The sequence below is a fragment of the Nocardia altamirensis NBRC 108246 genome (assembly GCF_001612685.1).
Taxonomy (GTDB): Bacteria; Actinomycetota; Actinomycetes; order Mycobacteriales; family Mycobacteriaceae; genus Nocardia; species Nocardia altamirensis.
In genome coordinates, this window is record NZ_BDAY01000047.1 from 1 (window position 1) to 20,335 (window position 20,335).

25 protein-coding genes are annotated in these 20,335 nt (G+C 67.1%); 8 read left to right on the forward strand and 17 right to left on the reverse strand.

Going from position 1 to position 20,335, the window contains the following annotated elements; translation table 11 throughout:
- Nucleotides 1-352: helix-turn-helix domain-containing protein (locus tag NA11_RS23775; protein ID WP_141717798.1), on the forward strand; the 352-nt coding region annotated here is incomplete at its 5' end.
- A gap of 94 nt (nt 353-446) precedes the next feature.
- Complete coding sequence (locus tag NA11_RS23780; RefSeq protein WP_141717799.1) at nt 447-1,019, forward strand: hypothetical protein; 573 nt, start codon at nt 447-449, stop codon at nt 1,017-1,019.
- A gap of 85 nt (nt 1,020-1,104) precedes the next feature.
- Here NA11_RS23780 and NA11_RS23785 read toward each other — a convergent pair whose 3' ends face one another.
- The 6 genes from NA11_RS23785 to NA11_RS23810 form a co-directional block, all read right to left on the reverse strand.
- A complete protein-coding gene (locus NA11_RS23785; RefSeq protein WP_069164196.1) occupies nt 1,105-1,476 on the reverse strand; it encodes a hypothetical protein in 372 nt (123 codons plus the stop codon).
- Nucleotides 1,473-1,964 carry a roadblock/LC7 domain-containing protein gene (locus tag NA11_RS23790; RefSeq protein ID WP_245746124.1) on the reverse strand — a complete coding sequence of 164 codons (492 nt, stop codon included), beginning with the start codon at nt 1,962-1,964 and terminating at the stop codon, nt 1,473-1,475. Before NA11_RS23790 ends, NA11_RS23785 begins: the two co-directional genes overlap by 4 nt.
- A complete protein-coding gene (locus NA11_RS23795) occupies nt 1,961-2,773 on the reverse strand; it encodes a hypothetical protein (protein ID WP_069164197.1) in 813 nt (270 codons plus the stop codon). Before NA11_RS23795 ends, NA11_RS23790 begins: the two co-directional genes overlap by 4 nt.
- On the reverse strand, nt 2,763-3,170 hold the full coding sequence (locus tag NA11_RS23800; RefSeq protein WP_245746125.1) for a roadblock/LC7 domain-containing protein: 408 nt from the start codon (nt 3,168-3,170) through the stop codon (nt 2,763-2,765). The genes NA11_RS23795 and NA11_RS23800 overlap by 11 nt, the downstream gene beginning before the upstream one ends.
- A 303-nt stretch (nt 3,171-3,473) precedes the next feature.
- A complete protein-coding gene (locus NA11_RS23805) occupies nt 3,474-4,082 on the reverse strand; it encodes a hypothetical protein (RefSeq protein ID WP_245746126.1) in 609 nt (202 codons plus the stop codon).
- Between the two features lie 50 nt (nt 4,083-4,132).
- On the reverse strand, nt 4,133-4,615 hold the full coding sequence (locus tag NA11_RS23810) for a MarR family winged helix-turn-helix transcriptional regulator (RefSeq protein ID WP_069164198.1): 483 nt from the start codon (nt 4,613-4,615) through the stop codon (nt 4,133-4,135).
- A gap of 75 nt (nt 4,616-4,690) precedes the next feature.
- Here NA11_RS23810 and NA11_RS23815 point away from each other — a divergent pair, with 75 nt between their 5' ends.
- Nucleotides 4,691-6,148 carry an MFS transporter gene (locus NA11_RS23815; protein ID WP_218023373.1) on the forward strand — a complete coding sequence of 486 codons (1,458 nt, stop codon included), beginning with the start codon at nt 4,691-4,693 and terminating at the stop codon, nt 6,146-6,148.
- 49 nt (nt 6,149-6,197) lie between these two features.
- Here NA11_RS23815 and NA11_RS23820 read toward each other — a convergent pair whose 3' ends face one another.
- A complete protein-coding gene (locus NA11_RS23820; RefSeq protein ID WP_069164199.1) occupies nt 6,198-7,169 on the reverse strand; it encodes a helix-turn-helix transcriptional regulator in 972 nt (323 codons plus the stop codon).
- 89 nt (nt 7,170-7,258) lie between these two features.
- On the opposite strand from NA11_RS23820, the gene NA11_RS23825 reads away from it, so the two are divergent.
- Nucleotides 7,259-7,912, forward strand: coding sequence for a TIGR03086 family metal-binding protein (locus tag NA11_RS23825; RefSeq protein ID WP_069164200.1), 654 nt, complete (start codon nt 7,259-7,261; stop codon nt 7,910-7,912).
- A 70-nt stretch (nt 7,913-7,982) separates the two neighbouring features.
- Here the strand turns inward: NA11_RS23825 and NA11_RS23830 are convergent, their stop codons facing one another.
- From NA11_RS23830 to NA11_RS23855, 6 genes are all read right to left on the reverse strand, one after another.
- Nucleotides 7,983-8,957: a glycine betaine ABC transporter substrate-binding protein gene (locus NA11_RS23830; RefSeq protein WP_069164201.1), complete on the reverse strand. Its 975-nt coding sequence runs from the start codon at nt 8,955-8,957 to the stop codon at nt 7,983-7,985.
- Nucleotides 8,954-9,739 (reverse strand): ABC transporter permease, encoded by a 786-nt coding sequence (locus tag NA11_RS23835; protein WP_069164202.1) that lies wholly within the window; start codon nt 9,737-9,739, stop codon nt 8,954-8,956. Before NA11_RS23835 ends, NA11_RS23830 begins: the two co-directional genes overlap by 4 nt.
- A complete protein-coding gene (locus tag NA11_RS23840) occupies nt 9,736-10,935 on the reverse strand; it encodes an ABC transporter ATP-binding protein (RefSeq protein WP_069164203.1) in 1,200 nt (399 codons plus the stop codon). The genes NA11_RS23835 and NA11_RS23840 overlap by 4 nt, the downstream gene beginning before the upstream one ends.
- Entirely contained in the window at nt 10,928-11,578 is a 651-nt protein-coding gene (locus tag NA11_RS23845) for an ABC transporter permease (protein ID WP_069164204.1), read from the reverse strand. Before NA11_RS23845 ends, NA11_RS23840 begins: the two co-directional genes overlap by 8 nt.
- Before the next feature lie 195 nt (nt 11,579-11,773).
- On the reverse strand, nt 11,774-12,166 hold the full coding sequence (locus NA11_RS23850; protein ID WP_069164205.1) for a type II toxin-antitoxin system VapC family toxin: 393 nt from the start codon (nt 12,164-12,166) through the stop codon (nt 11,774-11,776).
- Nucleotides 12,163-12,426 carry a type II toxin-antitoxin system VapB family antitoxin gene (locus NA11_RS23855; RefSeq protein WP_069164206.1) on the reverse strand — a complete coding sequence of 88 codons (264 nt, stop codon included), beginning with the start codon at nt 12,424-12,426 and terminating at the stop codon, nt 12,163-12,165. The genes NA11_RS23850 and NA11_RS23855 overlap by 4 nt, the downstream gene beginning before the upstream one ends.
- Before the next feature lie 355 nt (nt 12,427-12,781).
- Here NA11_RS23855 and NA11_RS23860 point away from each other — a divergent pair, with 355 nt between their 5' ends.
- Nucleotides 12,782-13,918 (forward strand): hypothetical protein, encoded by a 1,137-nt coding sequence (locus NA11_RS23860; protein ID WP_069164277.1) that lies wholly within the window; start codon nt 12,782-12,784, stop codon nt 13,916-13,918.
- A gap of 182 nt (nt 13,919-14,100) precedes the next feature.
- The gene (locus tag NA11_RS23865) at nt 14,101-14,814 is read left to right on the forward strand and encodes a DUF1906 domain-containing protein (protein WP_069164207.1); all 714 of its coding nucleotides are present in this window, start codon (nt 14,101-14,103) and stop codon (nt 14,812-14,814) included.
- 31 nt (nt 14,815-14,845) lie between these two features.
- Here the strand turns inward: NA11_RS23865 and NA11_RS23870 are convergent, their stop codons facing one another.
- Together NA11_RS23870 and NA11_RS23875 are read right to left on the reverse strand one after the other, a co-directional pair.
- Nucleotides 14,846-15,205 (reverse strand): hypothetical protein, encoded by a 360-nt coding sequence (locus NA11_RS23870; RefSeq protein WP_069164208.1) that lies wholly within the window; start codon nt 15,203-15,205, stop codon nt 14,846-14,848.
- 120 nt (nt 15,206-15,325) lie between these two features.
- Entirely contained in the window at nt 15,326-16,111 is a 786-nt protein-coding gene (locus tag NA11_RS23875; protein ID WP_069164209.1) for an Rv1157c family protein, read from the reverse strand.
- A 345-nt stretch (nt 16,112-16,456) separates the two neighbouring features.
- On the opposite strand from NA11_RS23875, the gene NA11_RS23880 reads away from it, so the two are divergent.
- Entirely contained in the window at nt 16,457-17,659 is a 1,203-nt protein-coding gene (locus NA11_RS23880; protein WP_069164210.1) for a mannosyltransferase, read from the forward strand.
- Nucleotides 17,660-17,666: 7 nt separating this feature from the next.
- On the opposite strand, the gene NA11_RS23885 is transcribed toward NA11_RS23880, so the two are convergent.
- Nucleotides 17,667-17,963 (reverse strand): 4a-hydroxytetrahydrobiopterin dehydratase, encoded by a 297-nt coding sequence (locus NA11_RS23885; RefSeq protein WP_069164211.1) that lies wholly within the window; start codon nt 17,961-17,963, stop codon nt 17,667-17,669.
- Nucleotides 17,964-18,060: 97 nt separating this feature from the next.
- The gene (locus tag NA11_RS45780) at nt 18,061-18,237 is read right to left on the reverse strand and encodes a hypothetical protein (protein ID WP_167837709.1); all 177 of its coding nucleotides are present in this window, start codon (nt 18,235-18,237) and stop codon (nt 18,061-18,063) included.
- Between the two features lie 153 nt (nt 18,238-18,390).
- Between NA11_RS45780 and typA the strand changes: the two genes are divergently transcribed.
- Nucleotides 18,391-20,289 carry a translational GTPase TypA gene (typA, locus tag NA11_RS23890; protein ID WP_069164212.1) on the forward strand — a complete coding sequence of 633 codons (1,899 nt, stop codon included), beginning with the start codon at nt 18,391-18,393 and terminating at the stop codon, nt 20,287-20,289.
- Nucleotides 20,290-20,335 lie beyond the last annotated feature (46 nt).

The following is a 20,335-nucleotide window of genomic DNA, read 5'->3' on the forward strand; positions in this document are numbered from 1 at the left end:
GCTGGTGAGTTCGGCAGCCGTCGTCCGCGGCGGCGCGGCCACCGATATCGCGCGGCGCGTCCGCGCCACCCTCGCCGACCGCTACCTCGACCCGCTCTCCATGGACGATCTCGCCGCCGTCGCAGGCTGCAGCCGCTTCGCCATGTACCGCGCCTTTCGCGCCTGCTACGGCATGGCCCCGAGCGAATACCAGCGCATCCTCCGACTCCGCGCCGCCCGGCGGTTGATCGCCGCGGGCCGCCCGATCGCCGCGGCGGCCACCGAAGCGGGCTTCGCCGACCAGGCCCACCTGATCCGCTGGTTCCGCCGCTGCTACGGCATCACCCCCGGCGTCTACGCCAACGCGACCTGAATCCAGCCCTGGGAACAGCTTTTTCGCGCGGTTTCTGTCGTAGGTGTTCGATACCGTCTGCCGGGTACGGCCGATCGGTATGTGGGAGGACACCATGGGGTTGGCAGCAGAAATCACCGTTCGTGAGGTGGCGAGGATGGTCGTCGAGCTCGGGCTCGTCGATCCCTCGGAGCCCGAGCGCCGCATGGACCAGGAGGTCTTCGACGAGACGCTGGAGTACTTCGGTTACTCCGATCGGGAGGCGCTGTTGGGCCTGCTCGATGACCTCGGAATCCGATATGCCTACGACTACAAGGCTTTTCGGGGGATCAATCGAGTAGATGACGACGCGAGGGAGATCTGGTACGCGGAGGAGTTGCAACGCATCGCCGCGTGCACCCGCGGGCTCATCACCATCACGAATGTCGCGCTGCGGCCGGACTCGCTGGAGTTCGATTGCAACGGAAACCGGGTGAGCTGGCCCGTCTATCCCGGTGACGACGAAGCCGTCGAAGCTTCCCTGGTGTTCGCCACCTACACATTCGGTCTCGTTGCTGTCGGCTCGTCCGCGCGGTGGTGCACCGTCGAACCGGTGGACGAGGACTTCAGCGCGGAGCTGGTCTTCGGCGATCCGGTCGCGCTCGGCCAATTGGGTGAGCGTTTCGGTGTGACCTTCAGCGCCGACTAGGCCGTGGCACTGCCGCCGGGATTGGACCGGGGCGGCAAGGTGGGCTGCTTGCCGCGCCGAACCCGTTGTCGCACTTCGCGAATGGCTATACCTCCAACTCTTCTTCGATGCCCTTGAGGCGGTGCCTGGCCATCGCGAGGTTGGCCCGGCCGCGGTCGAGTGCGAGATAGAGGAACAGGCCCTTGGATTTTCGGCCGGTCATCGGCCGGATCACGTGGTACTGGGCAGACAACGTGATGAGGATGTCCTCGATATCTTCCTTGATGCCGAGCTGGTCGATGGTGCGCATCTTGGCCCGCACCACCTCGGTATTGCCCGCCGCGGCCACCTGCAGGTCCAAAGCCTTTGAGCTGCTGAGCATGCCGAGCGCCATGCCGCTGTTGTAGTCGACGACGGCGGCGCCGATCGCGCCGTCGATCACCATCATGTCCTTGAGCGCCAGATCCATATTGCTCATATTCGTTCCTTTCGGTCGGTGTTTGTTGTCCGGTGTTTTCCGGAGTCGTTCGCCATCGCCGCGAGATGTTCGGCGACGGCACGGGCCACCGGACGTGACTCCAGGTGGAGCCGTCCGACGTTCACTTCTGGGCCGGCGAGCACGGTCAACGAGGTCCAGCCCGCCGCGTAGATCACGACGTAACCTGCGGTGCCGCGGACCACGACCTCGTGGAAGCCGCCGCCGTGGGCGGTGGTGGCCAGCCGATGCGACAGCGATAGCTGTGCCGCGGCCATCGCCGCCATCGCGGTGGGTTCGAGATGGGTGGGCAGATCGTGCGCGACGAGCAGCCCGTCACTGGATGCCACCAGCACGCCGGTCAGCTGCGGGGCCCGTTCGCGCAGCAACTTCAGCTCCGCGAGCACCACCGCATTCTGTTCGGGTTCGGACATCGCCACCTTGGTCAACCTTCCCATCAATTCGCCGAGCATCTTCTTCCGCGCGGTCACGCAAGCTCCTCCAAAGCTGCCCGCAGCCGGACGAGGAGGTGGTGGTCGATCGGGTCCGTCTCGACAGGCATCGACACGGGCTGGCGCACCCGACGGCGCAGCGGCCGTGCGGTTTCGGCGGCCACGGACAGGCTCGGCACGAGCTCGGCGCGCGCCGGGTCGACGGTCATCGCGGGCCTGGCGAAGACGGGGGGTGGCTCGATCAGTCCCGCTGTCGTCAGGTCACGCACCGCCATCAGGCAGCCGTAGGTGGTCCGGCCGAGGTCGCGGGCGATCCCGCTGATGCTGCGCCGGGTGTCGGCGGTGGCGAGCACCTCGGCCTGGCCCGCGGTGAGCACGACGCGCTTGCGCCGAATCCGTTGGGCGGGAACGACGGGCGCGCGATCGACGAGTGCGGCGGGCCACGGTCCGGAATCCGGGTCGCCGCGCCGCACACACTCCTGCACGATGGCGTGTGGGGTGACATGACAGACCGTCGCCAGCCAGTGCGGCGGCGCAGGCCGGAATTCGACGTCGGCGGGGGAGCCGAGCAGGAAGTAGGCGGCGTCGAAAACCGACAGCAATGCCAGGGCTTCCAGCCGGGGACGGCCCAGCACACCATCGGGATGCCCGGCTTCTGCCTGGCGCCAGTCGTCGATATTCGCCACGCCCGCGGCAACGACGAGCCGATCGAGGCCGGTGGTGCAGCGGCAGTCGGCCGAGGCGATCGCACCGTCGGTGAGATGAAATGCACCGTCGCGCATGCGAAGTACTCCGGTGCGGCCTTCCTTTTCGAGCCTACGCAGTTCGACCGCGAGTTCACCGCTCATGGCCGTCCTCGGTCAATTCGGCGAGAATTGCTCGGAGTTGGAATCGAGCCATCGCCAGATTGCCGGTTTCGTCGAATAGTACGTGCACGAAAAGTCTGCCGTCGAAGTCGCCGTTCACCAGATTCAGCAGATGGAATCCCCGTGGTCCGCTGACGATGATCTCGGCGATGTCGTCGCCGTCGCGGTCGGTCGCGAGTGCCGGACAGTCCAGGACGGCCCGGACCACGTCGGTCGTGGTGGCGGCGGCTTCGTGGGCGTCGATGAGTTCGTGTCGCCCGGCGGCGGCGATCGCGAGTCCGCTCGCGCTGTCCACCAGGGTCACGCTGTGCGCGCCGGGGATGTCCATGATGCGTTCCAGACAGCCGTCAATACCGAATACCGCGCTACCGCTTGTCATCTGAAGGTTTCGCCACCGCTTGTCAATCGAAGTTTCAGCACTGGCGACGCTACATAATTTGCCGGAAAGATGTAAGACCAAATCGGCAGAATCTCGGGGGCAGCAGCCATTTCCCCCGGACAGCGCCGCAAGAATACCTCGCAGTATTGAATACCCCTTGGTATTCAATACCTTTCGGTATTCGACCATTCTTTCGGATTAGTTCATCCGGTGTCGTATTTCCCGTCCGTTGCCCACCAGCGGCCCCCGGGCAACCTGCGGGCGTGCCGACGGCTGCGGCATGGCAACCGCCGAGCATGCCGACTAGGACAGCGGCGCCAAGGTGGCGCCGAGGAAGAACACGTAATCGGGGCTCTCGGTGAAGTTTTCGGAGGATTCCTCGCCGATGTACAGGTCGAGGTGGCGGGCGCCACCGAGGCTCGGGGCGAAGCCGTCCGCGATGGACCACTCGGCGGCCTGGAATTTGGCGCAGGTGTCGGGGTCCGCGGTGTTGAGGATGCCGCAGTCGGTGAGGCGCAGGCGAAGTCCGGGGGTGAGGTCGTCGGCGGCGGCGCTCTGGAACGGCCGCAGCACCTCGCCCGCGGCGTCGCGTGGCTGCGTGTCGAGCCAGAAGCCGGTGTCGTAGGACCAGTTCAGGTATGCGCCCGCGTGCTCGCCGCTGGTGATCCGGCCGGTGCCCTCGTCGCGCACGGCCTCGATGAAATCCGTTGGCAGTGTGCCGAGTTCGGCGTCGGGGTCGGTGCACGCGAGATCGGAGCAGCCGTGCACCGTCTCGCGCGGTCCGTCGTGGTACGACTCGACCGGGGTGTAGTACACCGTGACGGTCCAGTCCGACCATGCGTCCGCCTCGGCGAAATCACACCCCGCGGTCGCAAGCACCGCGACGGCGACCAGACCAACACCCAGCCTCACAGCATGATCGTACGGGCGGCGACGGCGAACCGCCGCACGCGTGGGACCGGTCAGCGGACCTCGGGCAGGCGTGGCCACGGATTGTCCTCGATGTGCTCGACGGACTGGTTGAACTGTGCGATCAGCCTGCTCAGCTGTTCGACATCGGTGTCGGGCCACTCGGCGACCACCGTGCCGATGCCCTCGCGGCACTGCAGGCGATCCGCGGCGAGTGCCGCCTTGCCCGCGGCGCTGGCCTGGATCTTGCGGGCGATGCCGCCGTCCGGGTCGGGGACGCGGTCGACCAGGCCCTGCTTGAGCATGGCGGCGACCTGACGATTGATCGTGGAGATGTCGAGCTGGAAGGCCTCGGACAGCTCCTTCAGGCTCAGCGGTGCGTCGAATTCGAGTCTGGTCAGGATCAGGAAGGCCGAGCGGTCGAGCTGGAAGCCTGGGCGGCGCAACATCGACGCGGGGAAGTGCCTGGCGAGCAGGGTCAGCTCGAACACCAGGCGGGTCAGCGCTGCGTCGGTGGCAAGACCGGATTCGGACATGGTCCTCACTATGTCGTGTGCATCACGGCGATATTAAATTGTGCACCATACACAACGTGTGTAGCGTGCACATTCGTGAGTGTTGCTGCCGACGCGTCCTCGACCGTCTCCGATACCGACGACCGACGGCGTCCCAAGTCTGCCGTCCTCATCGCGACCCTCGGCATGGTCGGCGTGGTCGTGTCGCTGATGCAGACGCTGGTCATCCCGATCATCCCGACACTGCCCGCCCTGCTGAACACCTCGGCGTCCAACGCCTCATGGGTGGTCACCGCGACGCTGCTCGCCGGCGCGGTGGCGACGCCGATCAGTGGCAGGCTCGGCGACATGTTCGGCAAGCGCCGGGTGCTGTTCGTCAATCTGCTCGCGCTGATCGCGGGCTCGGTCGTCTGCGCGAGCTTCTCCTCGCTGGTTCCCGAGATCGTCGGGCGCTCGCTGCAAGGTGCCGCGGTCGGCGCGATTCCGTTGGGCATCAGCATCATGCGCGACGAATTGCCCGCCGAGAAGGTCGGTTCGGCGATGGCGATCATGAGCGCGACGCTCGGCGTCGGCGGCGCGCTCGGGCTGCCGCTTGCCGCAGCGATCGCGCAGAACGCGGACTGGCACATGCTGTTCTGGACCGCGGCCGGTCTCGGCGTCGTCTGTGCCGCACTGGTTTTCGTGTTCGTGCCGGAGTCGCCGGTGCGCACTCCCGCACGTTTCGATTTCGGTGGCGCGGTCGGTCTCTCGATTGCCTTGCTCGCCTTGCTCATTCCGATCACCAAGGGTGCGGACTGGGGCTGGGCCAGCGGGAAAACGCTGATCCTGTTCGCAGTGTCGGCGGTGGTGTTCCTCGGCTGGGGCGCGTTCGAGCTCAGGCAGCGTTCGCCGCTGGTCGACCTGCGGGTCTCGGCGCGGCCGCGGGTGCTGTTCACCAACGCCGCCTCCATCGCGGTCGGCTTCGCGCTGTACGGCATGTCGCTGACCTTCCCGCAGCTGCTGATGGCGCCCGAGCAGACCGGCTACGGCTTCGGCCTCTCCATGGTCAACGCCGGATTGGCCTTGGCGCCCACCGGATTCGTGATGATGCTGCTCTCGCCGGTGTCGGCCAAGCTGTCGGCGGCACGCGGCCCGAAGATCACTCTCGCGCTCGGCTCCGCGGTGATCGCGGCGGGCTACCTGTGTGCCGTGGTGCTGATGAACAGCGTCTGGGAGATCATGCTTGCCTCGATGATCGTGGCGGCCGGTGTCGGCCTGGCCTACGCGGCGATGCCCGCGTTGATCATGGGAGCGGTGCCGGTCACCGAGACGGCCGCGGCGAACGGACTGAACTCGCTGATGCGTTCGGTCGGCACGTCCACCTCGTCGGCCGTGATGGCCGTGGTGCTGGCGCACATGACCATGCAGCTCGGTCCGCACGTGTTCCCGTCCCGCGACGGATTCCACACCACCTTCCTCATCGCGACGGCCGCCGCCATTGTGGCGATCGTGCTCACCGCCCTGATCCCGATGCGCAAGGCGGCGGACGCGGCGACAACGGTCGGGCACGCCTGACCCGAAAAGCACTGAGGCCGACCCGAGTTCGCTCGGGCCGGCCTCTTTGTCATTCCGGCGGCACGGCGGCGGTGTAGCGGCGGGCGATGGTGCGGATGTGGTCGACGAGTTCCGGCGGGCCGTCGACACGGAAATCCATCATCAGCATGCTGAGGTAGATGGCGATGGTCTCCATGGCGTCGGCGCCGGTCAGCAGGATGCAGGTGTTCGCGTCGACCGCTTCCACCACGCCGACCGCGGGATTGATGCGGGCGATGACGGTTTCGGCCGGGGCCAGGACGGTGACCCTGGCATTCACCTTCCAGCCGGTGCTGGCGATATGACGCATGACGAAGGCGACCAGGTCGTCGTCGGGGAGGGCGCGGGGTGCGAAGCGGCGGCTGCCCGCGCTCGCCCGCTGGATTCTGGCAACGGGAATCGCACTCCAGGAATGGGTTTCGAGGTGGTAGGCGACCAGGTACCAGCGGCGCTGCCAGTTGATGAGCCGATAGGGCTCGATCTCCTCGGTGTGCTCGGTGTCGTCCTGGTCGAGCAGGACGGTGGCGCCGTCGCGGATACCGCTTGCGAGCGTGGTCAGCACCGCGGCAGGGACCGGGGCGTCCGGTTCTCTGGATCCGGTGGTTGCCGGTCCGATCGCGGTGGCCTCGCGGAGCGCGGTCACCTTGCGCTGCAAGCGTTTCGGCAGGATCTGGTCGAGTTTGGCCAGCGCCCGGCTGACATTCTCGCTGATATCGGCGATCCCGGTGGCCCCGTCCTCGGCCAGGCCGACGGCCACCGCGACGGCAACAGCCTCGTCGTCGTCGAGCAATAGCGGCGGCATGGTGGTGCCGCGACCGAGCCGATAGCCGCCGACCGCGCCCCGCTGTGCCTGTACCGGATAGCCCAGGTCGCGCAGGCGTTGGATGTCGTGGCGCAGCGTGCGGTCGGTGATCGACAACCGCTCCGCCAGTTCTCGCCCGGTGTGGGCGCGGTCCTGCAGCAGGGCCAGCAACCGCAGCACGCGCAGTGTGGTCGGCGTCACATTTCACCTCCGAAAAATTAGGAACGAAACTAGCCTAATGGCCACATAGGCTGATGTCAGAAGCAAGAACAACCCACAAAGGAACTGACATGAACGCCACCTCCGCTACCTCCGCAATCGCCACCCTCAGCCCGGTGTGGCGCGACGTGCTCGCCGACTCCTACCGCGCACTGACGACCGTGGTCGCCGGCGTCCGCGACGACCAGTGGCAGCTGCCGACCCCGTGCTCGGAATGGAACGTGACGCAGGTGCTGCAGCACGCCGCGGGCGATCAGCTCGGCTTCGCCGCGTCCCTCGGCATCGGCAACGGCCCGTCGGACAACCCGTTCGCGCCGTCCGGCCATCTCGACGGCGCGCCGCAGGCGCTGGTCGAGGATGCGGTCGAGCAGGTCGCCGCCGCCTGGGCGACGGTCGCCGACGACACCGCGACCGTGCCGACCCCGCTGCCGCACGGCGCACTGGCCACCCCGGTCGCCGCCGTGATGTGCGCATTGGACGCCGCGGTGCACGCATGGGACATCGCGATCGCCACCGGCCAGCCGTCGCCGCTGACCGACGAGCTGGCCGGGCACCTGCTCACCGCCGCCCGCACCGCGCATCCCGCGCCGGGCAGCGGAGAGGAAGCAGAAATCGTTGAGCCGCTGCGCCAGTGGGGCGCCTACGCGGCGGTCGTCGAGGGCAAGTCCGACGGCTCGGCGGTCGCCGAGCTGCTGAGCTACCTCGGCCGCGACCCGAGGATGTGAGCTGACGCGGTGCGCGGCGAGTGCCGTGCACCGCGTTGGTGTCACCAGTGAGAAGTGTTGTGCCCCAGACCTACCGAGCGGTGACGAAGCCCTCGGCGACCATCCAGTCCCTGGCGACATCGGCAGGCTCGCGTCCCTCGACGTCCACCTGCCGATTCAGCTCGGTGATGGTCTCGTTGGTGAGCCGCTGGGAGATCGGCGCGAGCACGGTGGCGATCTGCGGATGCGCGTCGGCGAACGACTGCCGCATCACCACCGCCGCATTGTATTTCGGAAAGAAGCCCTGATCATCTTGCAGCAGCACCAGATTCAGCGCTGGTATGCGCCCGTCGGTGGCGGCGACCGAGCCGAACCGACACTGCTTGGCATCGGCGGTGGCCTGATAGACCACCTGATCGGTGACGATCTGCTTGGGCACCTTGCCAGCGTCGATCCCGTATTTGCGGGTCAGGCCGGGGAGTCCGTCCTGGCGCACATTGAATTCGGTGCCGACGCAGATGGCCGCGGCGCTCGGATCGGAGTTGGCCAGCTTCGCGTAATCCGACAGCGTCCGCACGCCGGTCTCCTGCTGGGTGCGCGAACTCGTCACCAGCGCATAGGTGTTGTTCATCGGCGCCATCGCGGTCCACAGCATGCCGTGCGCGGCCCGATCGGCCTCGCGCACGGCCTCGAACTGACCGACCTCGTCCGGGATCGGCTGCTCCTTGCCGAGGTAGTTCACCCAGCCGGTGCCGGTGTAGTCGTAGGCGACGTCGATCTGCCCGTGCAGCTGGGCGTCACGAAGACTGTTGGAGCCCTGGATGTTCGTGAGGTCGCGCACCTGCGCGCCCGCCGCCGACATGGCGAACTCGATGAGGTAGCCGAGGATGTTCTGCTCGGTGAAGTCCTTCGACCCGACGGTGATGTTCACCCCGTCGAGCTCGGGGATCGGGCCGATGCTGCCAGGGCCCACCCGCAGCGGCACCGCGCCACCGGATTCCAGGCCGCACCCCGCGATCAGGACCAGCCCGCTGACCAGCGCAAGCGCCCGCGACCACCGGCTCACTTCAACCCCCTCGGCCCGAGGAACTGTTCGGCGAGCGCGCCGAGCCAGTCGACGAGCAGTGCGAGCGCGACGGCGAGCACGGCGCCGACCACCAGCGTCACGTTGTCGCGCAGCTTGTAGCCGGTGTCGATCAGGATGCCGAGACCGCCCGCGCTCACCAGGAACGACAGCGTCGCGGTGCCGACCGCGAGCACCAGCGAGGTGCGCAGACCGGCGAGGATGTAGGGCACCGCGAGCGGAAACTCGATGCGGCGCAACACCGTCAGCGCCGACATGCCCTGCCCGCGCCCGGCATCGATGAGGGTGCTGTCCACTTCCTGGTAGCCGAGGATCGTGTTGCGCAGCACCGGAAGCAGCGAATAGAACGCGACCGGCGCGACGCCGATCCAGAACCCCGTGGTACGGGTGACGAGATAGAAGAGCACGATGAGGCCGATGGCGGGCGCGGCCGCGCCGATATTGGCGATGCCGACGAAAATCGGGGCGAGGCGGCGGTATCGGGGGCGGGTCAGCAGGGTGCCGAGTGGCACCGCGACCACGATGACGATCAGCACGACGGTGGCCGAGATCAGCACGTGCTGCCAGGTGACGCTTACGATGTTGTCCGCGTTCAGGCTGGCCTGCTGGGTGATGGTGAGGTCTCTGGCGAAGGCCCACACCAGCACACCTGCGGTGAGCGCGAGCACGATCACCGGCTGAAAGAACAATCGGATGCGCTCGGCCCTGCGCTGCGCGGCGGGCGCGGCCGCCGCCGTCAGTGCGGCCTCGGTGGCTGCGGTCATGGCGCGTCATCCGTTGCGGCGCGGCCGGTTCCGTGCTCGGCGCGCAGCGCCGAGAGGTGGGCGACCAGGGTGTCGATGCTGATCAGCCCGGCGTACTCGCCGCGCTTACCGGTGACCACCGCGTTCGCGGTCTGGTCGGAGAGCAAGGCCTCCAACGCATCCTGCAGCGTCGACTGCAACGACAGCGGCTCGCCGATCGGAGTTCCGATGCCGCGCAAGGACTGTGCGTGCGCGAGATGCTCGCTCGACACCCAGCGCAGCGGCCGCCGCTGCTGGTCGAGCACCAGCGACCACGGCCACTCTTTGTCGGCAAGCGCCGAACGCAAGACCTCGACCGGCTCGTCCTCGACGGCGGTCGGGCATTGCCCCAGTTCGACATCGCGCACCCGGGTGAGCGTGAGCTGCTTGAGCGAGGCGCCCGCGCCGACGAAGCCCGCGACCGTGTCGTCGGCGGGCTCGGCCAGGATCGCCGCGGGGGTGTCGTACTGCAGGATCCGGGACTGGTTGCCCAGCACCGCGATTCGGTCGCCGAGCTTGACCGCCTCGGTGAAATCGTGCGTGACGAAGACGATGGTCTTGCCCAATTCGCCTTGCAGCCGCAACAACTCGTCCTGCAGCAGGCCGCGGGTGATCGGATCGACCGCGCCGAACGGCTCGTCCATCAGCAGCACCGGCGGGTCGGCGGCGAGCGCGCGGGCCACGCCGACGCGTTGCTGTTGACCGCCGGACAGCTGACGCGGGTAGCGGCCACGGTAGGTGTCGGGATCGAGGCCGACCAGGTCGAGCATCTCGTCGGTGCGCTCGGTGATCCGCTTGCGATCCCAGCCGATCAGCCCCGGCACCGTCGCGACGTTCTTGGCGACGGTCAGGTGCGGGAACAGCCCGGCCTGCTGGATCGAATAGCCGATGCCGCGGCGCAGCTGGTCCGGATTCATCGATGCGGCGTCGCGGCCGTCGATGGTGATGGTGCCCGAGGACGGCTCGATCAGCCGGTTGATCATCCGCATGGTGGTGGTCTTGCCACAGCCGGACGGCCCGACCAGCACGACGATTTCGCCTGCGGGGATGGTCATCGACACCCGGTCGACGGCCGGATCACGCTGGCCTGGATAGTGTTTGGTGACGGCATCGAGCACGATCTCCGCGCCTGACACCGCCGATGTGCTACTGCCGGAACGCGTTTCGGTGTCAGTCACGGATTCCCCTCGAGGTGGTGAGACGTCCGACGAGGACGTAGATCCCGTCAAGGACCAGTGCGAGCACGACGATCAGGACCGTGCCGACCAGTGCCTGCGGCACCGCGTTCGGGCTGCCGAGCCGCGCCAGCCCGGAGAAGATCAGGTTGCCGAGCCCAGGCCCCTTGGCGTAGGCGGCGATGGCGAGGATGCCCATGGTCAGCTGGGTGCTGACCCGCATTCCGGCCAGGATCGCGGGCCAGGCCAGCGGAAGTTCGATGGCCGCGAGGACCCGGACCCGGTTCATCCCGACCCCGCGGGCCGCGTCGGTGACCGCGGGATCCACCGAGGACAGCCCGATGATGGTGTTGCGCAGGATCGGCAGCAGCGCATAGAGCACCATTGCGCTGATCGTGGGGCCGACGCCGAGCCCGAGCACCGGAATCAGCAGTCCGAGCAGCGCGAAGGACGGCACCGTGAGAATGGCGCTGGCGAGCGCGGTGGCGATCGAGGAGCCCAGTGGGCTGCGATGCACCGCTATGCCGATGAGCACCGCAACGAGCGTGGCGATGAGCACCGACTGCAGCACCGCCGACACATGCAGGTAGGAGTCGATGAGCAGCTGATGTCGCCGGTGCACCACGAAAGTCCACAGCGTGTCCAGGGTCGTATCCTCCCCGTCGCCGGTGTCCTGGGGAGACTAGCGCGGATCAGGCTCGGCCGGACGGTATTTCGTCCGGTTCGGCGCGGCGGTCGGCGCGCGGCGCGAGTGGGCTTCGATCCGGAGGGAACGTCGCGGGGGCCTCGGGCGGACGGTTTTCCGGGCGGCTTGGCGGCCGCCCGGAATCAAGCTCCGATGTCAGACAGCAGATCTGATGTCGGTGTGCACGAAGTCGTTGCCCTTGTACAGCAACGGTTTCTTGGTGACGGTGGCGAGTGCGTAGGCGAAGCAATCGCCGAGATTGAGCTGTGCCTTGTGGCCGCTGCCCTTGCCGAAGTCGCGGTAGGCCTCCCGTGCGATCACGGCTTGCTCCAGTGAAATCGGAACGACCTCGATATCCGAGTCTTCGATCAACTCGGCAAACTTCCGGGTGATGATCGGATCGGGGCTGCGATCCACCTTGATGGCGACTTCGAAGTGATTGACCACCGACATCTTTCGGCTCTTGGCCGAATCGAGTGCGTCGACGAACGCAACCCGCTCCGGTTCGCGCTGAAGGATGGCGAGCACCGCTGATGCGTCTACGATCATGCGGGCATCCCCTGATCGTCGTAGAGGTCGTCGGTGGTGAGCGTGGCGCGGAATTCGGGCGTCATCCTGGCGTCTATGTCTGCCAGGATCTCCATGATCCGTTTCTTCCTGTTGTGTTGTTCGGTTTCGCGCTCGGCATCAAGTTCTTGCAACATACGTTTCAGAGCCTCCTCGATCACGCCTGTCTGGGACATCCCGGTCCGCTCTGCGGCCTCACGCACCAAGGCGTGAACCCTCTCATTCTTAATATTCAGACCCATGGCAATCTACCCTCCGGGAACGGAATGGTAGAGAGTCTACCTCGGGCTCGGTGCCGCCCGCCACTGGGTTTCTGCCGGGAACCGGGTCGCGCCGACCTGGGTAGCCGGCGTCGACGGATTTGGTCGACTGTGACGATTCTTGCCGTCGAGCTGTCCGATATGCGTGACCTGGTGGACCGGGAATGGCCCTACGATGGATGCGACGGCGCCCGGCAGCGCTGTCGCCGATCCCCGCCCTGTCTCCCCCTCATCGACAGGACGGGGATCTCGGGTTCAGCCGCGGGCAAGTTTCGGGCCATGTCGGTCGCGTACCCTCTCGGGTGTCCGTTCAGAGATGAGGGTTTCGGAAAATCTGATGCAGCCGACCGACGAACCGAGTAGCGATCCGGCCTGGATCGACTATGCCGATTTCGGGGAACGCTTCGTCACCCACGCGGTGACGAAGGACCGCATCGAGGCCGCGGTGTCCGGGATGACCGGTCGAGGCATTGCGATCGGCCCGTTCTCGATCGGCCCGGCCGGCCTCGCAGGCTTCGTCGCCGAGGGCAAGGTCGGCACGCCGACGGTGCTGCACAGCGGCCCGCACGTCACGTTCGACGTGACCGTCCCGGTGTCGCTGGCGCTGAAGGTCATGCTCGGCGGCAAGAAGCTGCGGCTGGAGGCCCGCGTCGAGATCGACCTGACGCTGCACGCGCGCACCGCGGACCCGCTGCTCATCGTCATCGACATCCCGCCGATCACCCAGCGCGACATCAGTTTTGTGCTCCGCGCCCAGGCCGTCGACGCGGCCTGGGAGATGCTGCTCGACCCGATCGCAGGCCTGGTGCAGCGCGAGGTCGCCGCCAGGGTGAACAGCATGCTCGCCGATCCGCAGGCACGCCGCGCTCGGGTCTTCGATGTCGAGGCGATGGTGAACGGCACCAAGTCGGCGCATCGGGAGCAGGCCGAGTTCGACTGGATCGGCTACGACGAGTTCGGGCACCAGTTCTTCTCGCGAATCGTGACCAGAGATCGCGTGTTCGATGTGGTGGAGCGGATGGCGGGACGACCGATCGAGGTCGGCCCGTTGAAGACCGGGCCGCGCAAGTCGGCGACGCTCACCGTGCGCGGGAGTGTGCGCGTGCCGCAGCTGGCCGACAAGGCGGACACGCCTCGGTCCTTCGATCTGACCCTGCCGGTGAGCCTGGACATCACCGTCGACGTGCTCAAGGCCAACCGATACCGCGCCGACGTGGAGGTGCCGCTCGTGCTGACCGCGCGCGCCGCCGACCCGCTGCTCGTCGTCATCGAGGTGCCGCCGCCCGACGCGGACGATATTCGGCTCGAGTTCAAGGCGCACGGCATGCGTGCGGCAACGCTCGGCGCGCTCGCCGGGATCAAGAAGCAGGTCATCGCCCAGGTGGCCGGGGTGGTGAGCAAGGAGTTGTCGGACAGCTCCGGCCGGACGATCGACGTCGCCGCCCGCATCGACGGCACGGGCACCGGACGCTGATCCGGCGGCGGGCCGCCGCCACCGTGTGACTGATGTGACTATGGATGCCCCGTGGGTCTGGCGGTTCCCATGTGAATATGGTGAAATGAGTGCACGTTCGAGGCTCCCGGCGCGCACATAATCTTGGGGAAGGTGCGCCGGGCACGCTATCCATGGTCGGGGTTGCGCGAAGGAGTCCTACGATGCGTTCCAATTCTGTGTCCCGGCGTGAGCTATTCGGCTATGCCGCTGCGGCCGTCGCGGTGGGGGTGACCGCATCGGCGGCGCCAGCGTCCGCCACCGGTGCGCTCGGCACGCTGATCGACTATGCGGGCGGCGTGCCGTCGGCCGAAGCGATCAGGGCGGCCGGGCATTTGGGCGTGATCCGGTATGTCTCCGACCGTCGGCCCGGCGCGGAATGGATGGCAGGCAAGCCGCTGCTCGCCAACGAGGTGGACCAGCTGCACGCGGCGGGTCTGCACGTCGTGTCCTGCTATCAGTTCGGCAAGGCGGCGACCGCGGACTGGCGCGGCGGCATGGAGGCAGGCAAGAAGCACGCGCAGCGCGGGCTCGACTTGCACAAGGCCGCAGGCGGTCCCGACGGTGTGCCGATCTACGCCTCGATCGACGACAACCCGAGCACGCTCGACTTCACCACCATGATCATGCCCTACATCCTCGGCTGGGAGTCGGTGCTCGGCAAGGAGAACACCGGCATGTACGCCAACGCGCCGACCATCGAGCTCGCCACCGCCGCCGGCCTGGGTTCCTGGTACTGGCAACACAATTGGGGCACCGAACCGGGTTACGTGCACCCCGCCGCGCACCTGCACCAGTTCGAGATCGACAAGCGCAGCATCGACGGCATCGGCATCGACCTCAACAACGCACTGAAGCCCGACTTCGGCCAGTGGTAAGGCTCATTGCCGACGCGGCTCAGTGCGTAGGCTAGGTCTGGCAGTGACTCAGCGGGGTTTCGCGGAGATCGGGCTCGTCGTCGGGCACGACCCGCAGTGTCGGCCTGCTGTCGGGGGCCTCGTGATCGCCGAGCCAGGAGAACAGCGACCAGCGGGATAATCCGGAGAACGCCGATCCGAGGCTGGTGAACGAAAACGAGGAGATGGCCGAGCCGAAGGACCCGACCGAGCCGACCGACAGCACCGACCCGACGCTGCCGATCGAGAGGATCGAATACGCCGAACCGATGGAGAGAATGGATCCCTCGGATCGGAAGGACAGAATCGATCGATGAGAGTGCCTGCTCCGGATGGAGCGGCCGGGCCGTATCGAATGTTCGATCGTCGCCATACTTAGCGGTTTACCACAATCCCCACCATGTCATGCGTCAACACCGCGATTCCGCACCGTCATGTCGCGGAGACGACAAAGGCGGCGACCCGGTTGGAGTCGCCGCCTTTGTTCGAGAACTCATGCGACCGTGAAGAATCCCAGGGTCGGCAGGAACGAGCAGGTGCGCGGGTCCGCGTCGGCGGCCTTGGTGGTCAGCGACCCGGAGATGACCGCGACGACCCGGCCGAAACCGGTGTCGGCGATCGCGGACAGGGTGGCAGGCCCGCCGGGGTTGATCTTGGCCTCGTCGGTCAGCGGCAGGATGCCGGACTGGCGGGTATCCAGGTTCATCCACTGCACCGTCATCGGCGGGTTCTGTTCGGCCGTCGGCGCTTTGGTGCCGAGCGCGGTGAACACGAAACCTGCCTGGCCCGGCTTCGGTCCGGGCGGCGGCAGCTGCGCGGGGCCGGGGACGGCGAGCGCGGTGCCGATCGAATCGGCGGTCGCTCCGATGCAGCCCTTGCCGATGGTCGGGTAGAGGAACTGCGCGATGACCGGGCCTTCCTGCGGCAGCTCAGGGCCACCGCCGCCGCTGCCGTCCAGGAAGGTGATGATCCGTTCCAGCGTCGACTTGATCTGCGGCGGCAAGGGCAGCGTGGCAAGCAGATTGCGGGCCTGTTCGAGGATGGCCGACTGGGGGCCGCCCGCGATGTCGGCAGGACCGGCGATCGAGCCGACGATGGCGGGTGCAAGGGCGGCGAGGGCGTCGACCGGGACGCCTTCGGGCACCATGGGCACGGAAATCGGGGTCGCCGCAGGCGCGGGCGCGGGCGCGGCGACTGCTGTCGTCGGCGCGGCAAGCGTGGCGCTCGCCGCGATGGCGAGCGCGGACAATGCGATCCGCGATCCTCGGGTGCGAAGCACTGGTCTAGCCGTCCTTACCTCGGGTACATCTGGGCCGATGCTGAAAAGCCATCGTTTCGGGGGTCACTCTAGGGACATCGCGGCTATGTGTACAGCTGCAGCGTCCCGCAGGTCGTGCGGACGATCAGTGTTATCAGACGGTAGCGCGCGTCAGGTGTTACTGGTGTGAAAGGTGATGCAAATGTTATCAGTCATTCGAGGGCGGAGCCGCGCGGATTCGCGCTGCGGTTAATCTAATCGGAGCTGTCCGTTCTTGTCGCCGAAAACCCGCATTGCCGGGTGCCTGGCCGACGCACCGCATCCGAGTCGAAAGCCTGCGATTTGAACCGTCACCTCCGATGGGCTGTGCTGGCACTCGGGCTATCCGTGCTGGCCAGGTTGGCCTGGATGCTGTTCTCGCCGAACGGGATCAACGTGGTCGACCTGCACGTCTACGTCGACGGCTCGGCGTCACTGCTCACCGACCGGCTCTACGACTTCACCTATGCGGAGAAGACTCCGGACTTCCCACTGCCTTTCACCTATCCGCCGTTCGCCGCACTGCTGTTCTTCCCGCTGCACTATCTGCCGTTCAACGTCGTCGCGGTGGGCTGGCTGCTCGCCACCATCGCCGCGTTATATGTCGTGGTGCGAATAGCTTTCGAGCTGATCCTCGGTGAAGAAGCGGCGCGCGACCCTGGCCGCAGAGCCGCGATCGTCGGCTGGACGGCGCTTGGTCTCTGGATGGAGCCGGTGCGCACCACGATGGACTACGGCCAGGTGAACGTCTTCCTGGTGCTCGGCGCGATGCTCGCGGTGCGCAGCTCGCGCTGGTGGGTGTCCGGCGGGCTGGTCGGCATCGTCGCGGGGATCAAGCTGACGCCCGCGATCAGCGGGCTGTATTTCGTTGCCCGGCGGCGCTGGGTGGCGGTGGTGTGCTCGGCGGCGGTGTTCGGCGCGACCGTCGGGATCAGTTTCCTGGTAGCGCCGCACGAGGCGTGGCGTTACTTCGACAAGTTGCTCGGCGACGCGGACCGGATCGGGCCGGTGGGCTCGGTGTGGAACCAGTCGCTGCGTGGTGCGATGAGCCGAGTCCTCGGGTACGACGTGCAATCCGGACCGTGGTGGATCGCGGGCGTGCTCGTGGTCACGGTGCTCGCCTTCCTCGCCTGGCGCGCGCTCGAACCGGACGACCGGATGGGCACGCTGATCATCGTGCAGTTCTTCGGCCTGCTCGTCTCGCCGATTTCCTGGTCGCACCACTGGGTTTGGCTGTTGCCGACCGTGCTGTGGCTGCTGTACGGGCCGCTGCGTGCGGTGCGCGGTGCCAAGATCATCGCGGGCTACTGGTTGGTGAACACGCTCATCGGCGTGCCGTGGGTGCTGTCGTTCGCTCAGGATTCGATCTGGACGATTCCCCGGCCTGCCGTGCTCGCCTGGCTCGGCACCGTCGACGTGTTCGGCGCGCTGGTGTTCTTCGGCTGGGTGATCTGGTCGGGCCGCACGCGAGCCGGCCGGGACGAGACGGCCGCGCGCGTTGCCGGTGCCGACACCGCGCGCGCCGCGTAGCGACCGCTCAGCTCAGCTCGGCCGCGAATCCGTCGATCTGGCGCGCCAGGTCGACGTCGAGTGCGGTGAGCCCGCCCGAGTCATGGGTGGACAGCGCGAAGGTGACCTTGCGCCACCGGATGTCGATGTCCGGATGATGGTTCGCGGCCTCCGCGGCCGCGGCGACCTCCCTGACGAGCTCGATGCCGGTCAGGAAGCTGGTTGCTTGGATGGTGCGGGTCAGGACGTCGCCGTCTCTGGTCCACTCGGGAAGTCCGGTCAACGCCTCGGCGAGTTCGGACTCGGTCAGCAGGGGAGCGCTCATAGCTCCGGTTCTACACCTACCCCGAGAGTGATATCCGTCATTGCGCCACCGGTCGGTGCGGGCTCCCAGTCGGGCGAGCCGGTAGCGTAGGAAAACGTCAGGCGGCGCGCGCCTGCTTGAGTGCTTTTTTGAGGTCTTTACCGCAGATGCCTGCGGCTTCGCACTTCTTCATCCGCATAATGACGACAGGGCATTTCACGCAGCGCGTCTTCTTACGACAGCACTTCTTCTTGGGTTTCAAGCTGGAAACCTTGGATGCTTTGACCTTGCCCACGTCGGTTAGCATACCCTAAGTCGAACGCCTGAAACTTTGGGGTGACCCGATCGCGGGTAGGGTGTATATGGCCGCAATGCCCGGTGAGTTTCCATTCTCCACCTGTTTGCAGGGGTCGGCCGGTACCTACACCTAACAGCAGGAGGATTCAGCGTGTCGTCTGCGCGCGATTTTCGCAACGTCGCCATCGTGGCCCACGTCGACCACGGTAAGACGACGCTGGTCGACGCCATGCTCCGCCAATCCGGCGCCTTCGCCGAGCGTGCCGAGCTCGTCGACCGGGTCATGGACTCCGGTGATCTGGAGCGCGAGAAGGGCATCACCATTCTCGCCAAGAACACCGCGGTGCATCGGCATCACCCCGACGGCTCCGTGACCGTCATCAACGTGATCGACACGCCGGGCCACGCCGACTTCGGTGGTGAGGTCGAACGCGGCCTCTCCATGGTCGACGGTGTCGTGCTGCTGGTCGACGCCTCCGAGGGCCCGCTGCCGCAGACCCGCTTCGTGCTGCGCAAGGCGCTCGCCGCGTCGTTGCCCGTGATCCTGGTCGTCAACAAGACCGACCGTCCCGACGCCAGGATCGAGGAGGTCGTCGAGGAGAGCCACGACCTGCTGCTCGACCTGGCCTCCGATCTGGACGATTCCGCCGCCGAGGCCGCCGAGCTCGCGCTCGACCTGCCCGTGCTCTACGCCTCCGGCCGCGAAGGCAAGGCGTCCAAGGAGCGTCCCGAGAACGGGCACGCGCCGGACGCGGAAAACCTCGACGCGCTGTTCGAGGTGCTGCTCAACAACATCCCGGCGCCCAAGGGCGACCCGGCCGCGCCGCTGCAGGCGCACGTGACCAACCTCGATGCCTCGGCGTTCCTCGGTCGCCTCGCACTGGTCCGCATCTACCAGGGCGAGCTGCGCAAGGGCCAGAACGTCTCCTGGATGCACGGCGACGGCACCAAGCAGGTGAAGATCACCGAGCTGCTGCAGACCATCGGCGTCGAGCGCCAGCCGGGCGAGGTCGCGGTGGCCGGTGACATCGTCGCCATCGCAGGCATCCCGGAGATCATGATCGGCGATACGCTCGCCGATCTCGAGAATCCCGTTGCGCTGCCGCGCATCACGGTCGACGAGCCTGCCATCTCGGTGACCATCGGCACCAACACCTCGCCGCTGGTCGGCCGGGTGCAGGGCCACAAGCTCACCGCCCGCATGGTGAAGTCGCGCCTCGATCAGGAACTGGTCGGCAACGTGTCGCTGCGCGTGCTCGACATCGGCCGCCCGGACGCCTGGGAGGTCCAGGGCCGCGGCGAACTCGCGCTGGCCATCCTGGTCGAGCAGATGCGTCGCGAGGGCTTCGAGCTGACCGTCGGCAAGCCGCAGGTGGTCACCAAGCAGGTCGACGGCAAGGTGCACGAGCCGTACGAAGAGCTCACCGTCGACTGTCCCGACGAGTACCTCGGCGCCGTCACCCAGCTGCTGGCCGCCCGCAAGGGCAAGATGGTCCAGATGGCCAACCACAGCGCGGGCTGGGTGCGGATGGAGTTCATCGTCCCGTCGCGCGGCCTGATCGGCTTCCGTACCGACTTCCTCACCGAGACCCGAGGCACCGGCATCGCCAATGCCGTTTCGCACGGCTACGCGCCGTGGGCTGGCGAGATCCGGGCCAGGCACACCGGCGCGCTGGTGTCGGACCGGGCCGGTTCGGTGACCCCGTTCGCGATGATCCAGCTCGCCGACCGCGGCCAGTTCTTCGTCGAGCCGGGCGCGGACACCTACGAGGGCATGGTCGTCGGCATCAACCCGCGTGCCGAGGATCTCGACATCAACGTGACGCGCGAGAAGAAGCTGACCAACATGCGCAGCTCGACCGCGGACGTGTTCGAGACGCTGGCCAAGCCGCTGCAGCTGGATCTGGAAGCCGCGATGGAGTTCTGTGCCGACGACGAGTGCGTCGAGGTCACGCCGGAGGTGGTCCGGGTGCGCAAGGTGATTCTCGGCGCGACCGAGCGCGGCCGCGAACTGTCGCGACGGAAGGCTCGGGACCGGGCTGCGCTGTAGTCGCCGCAGTGTCTGATTCGAGGGCTTCGCTGCGCCTGCGTGGTAA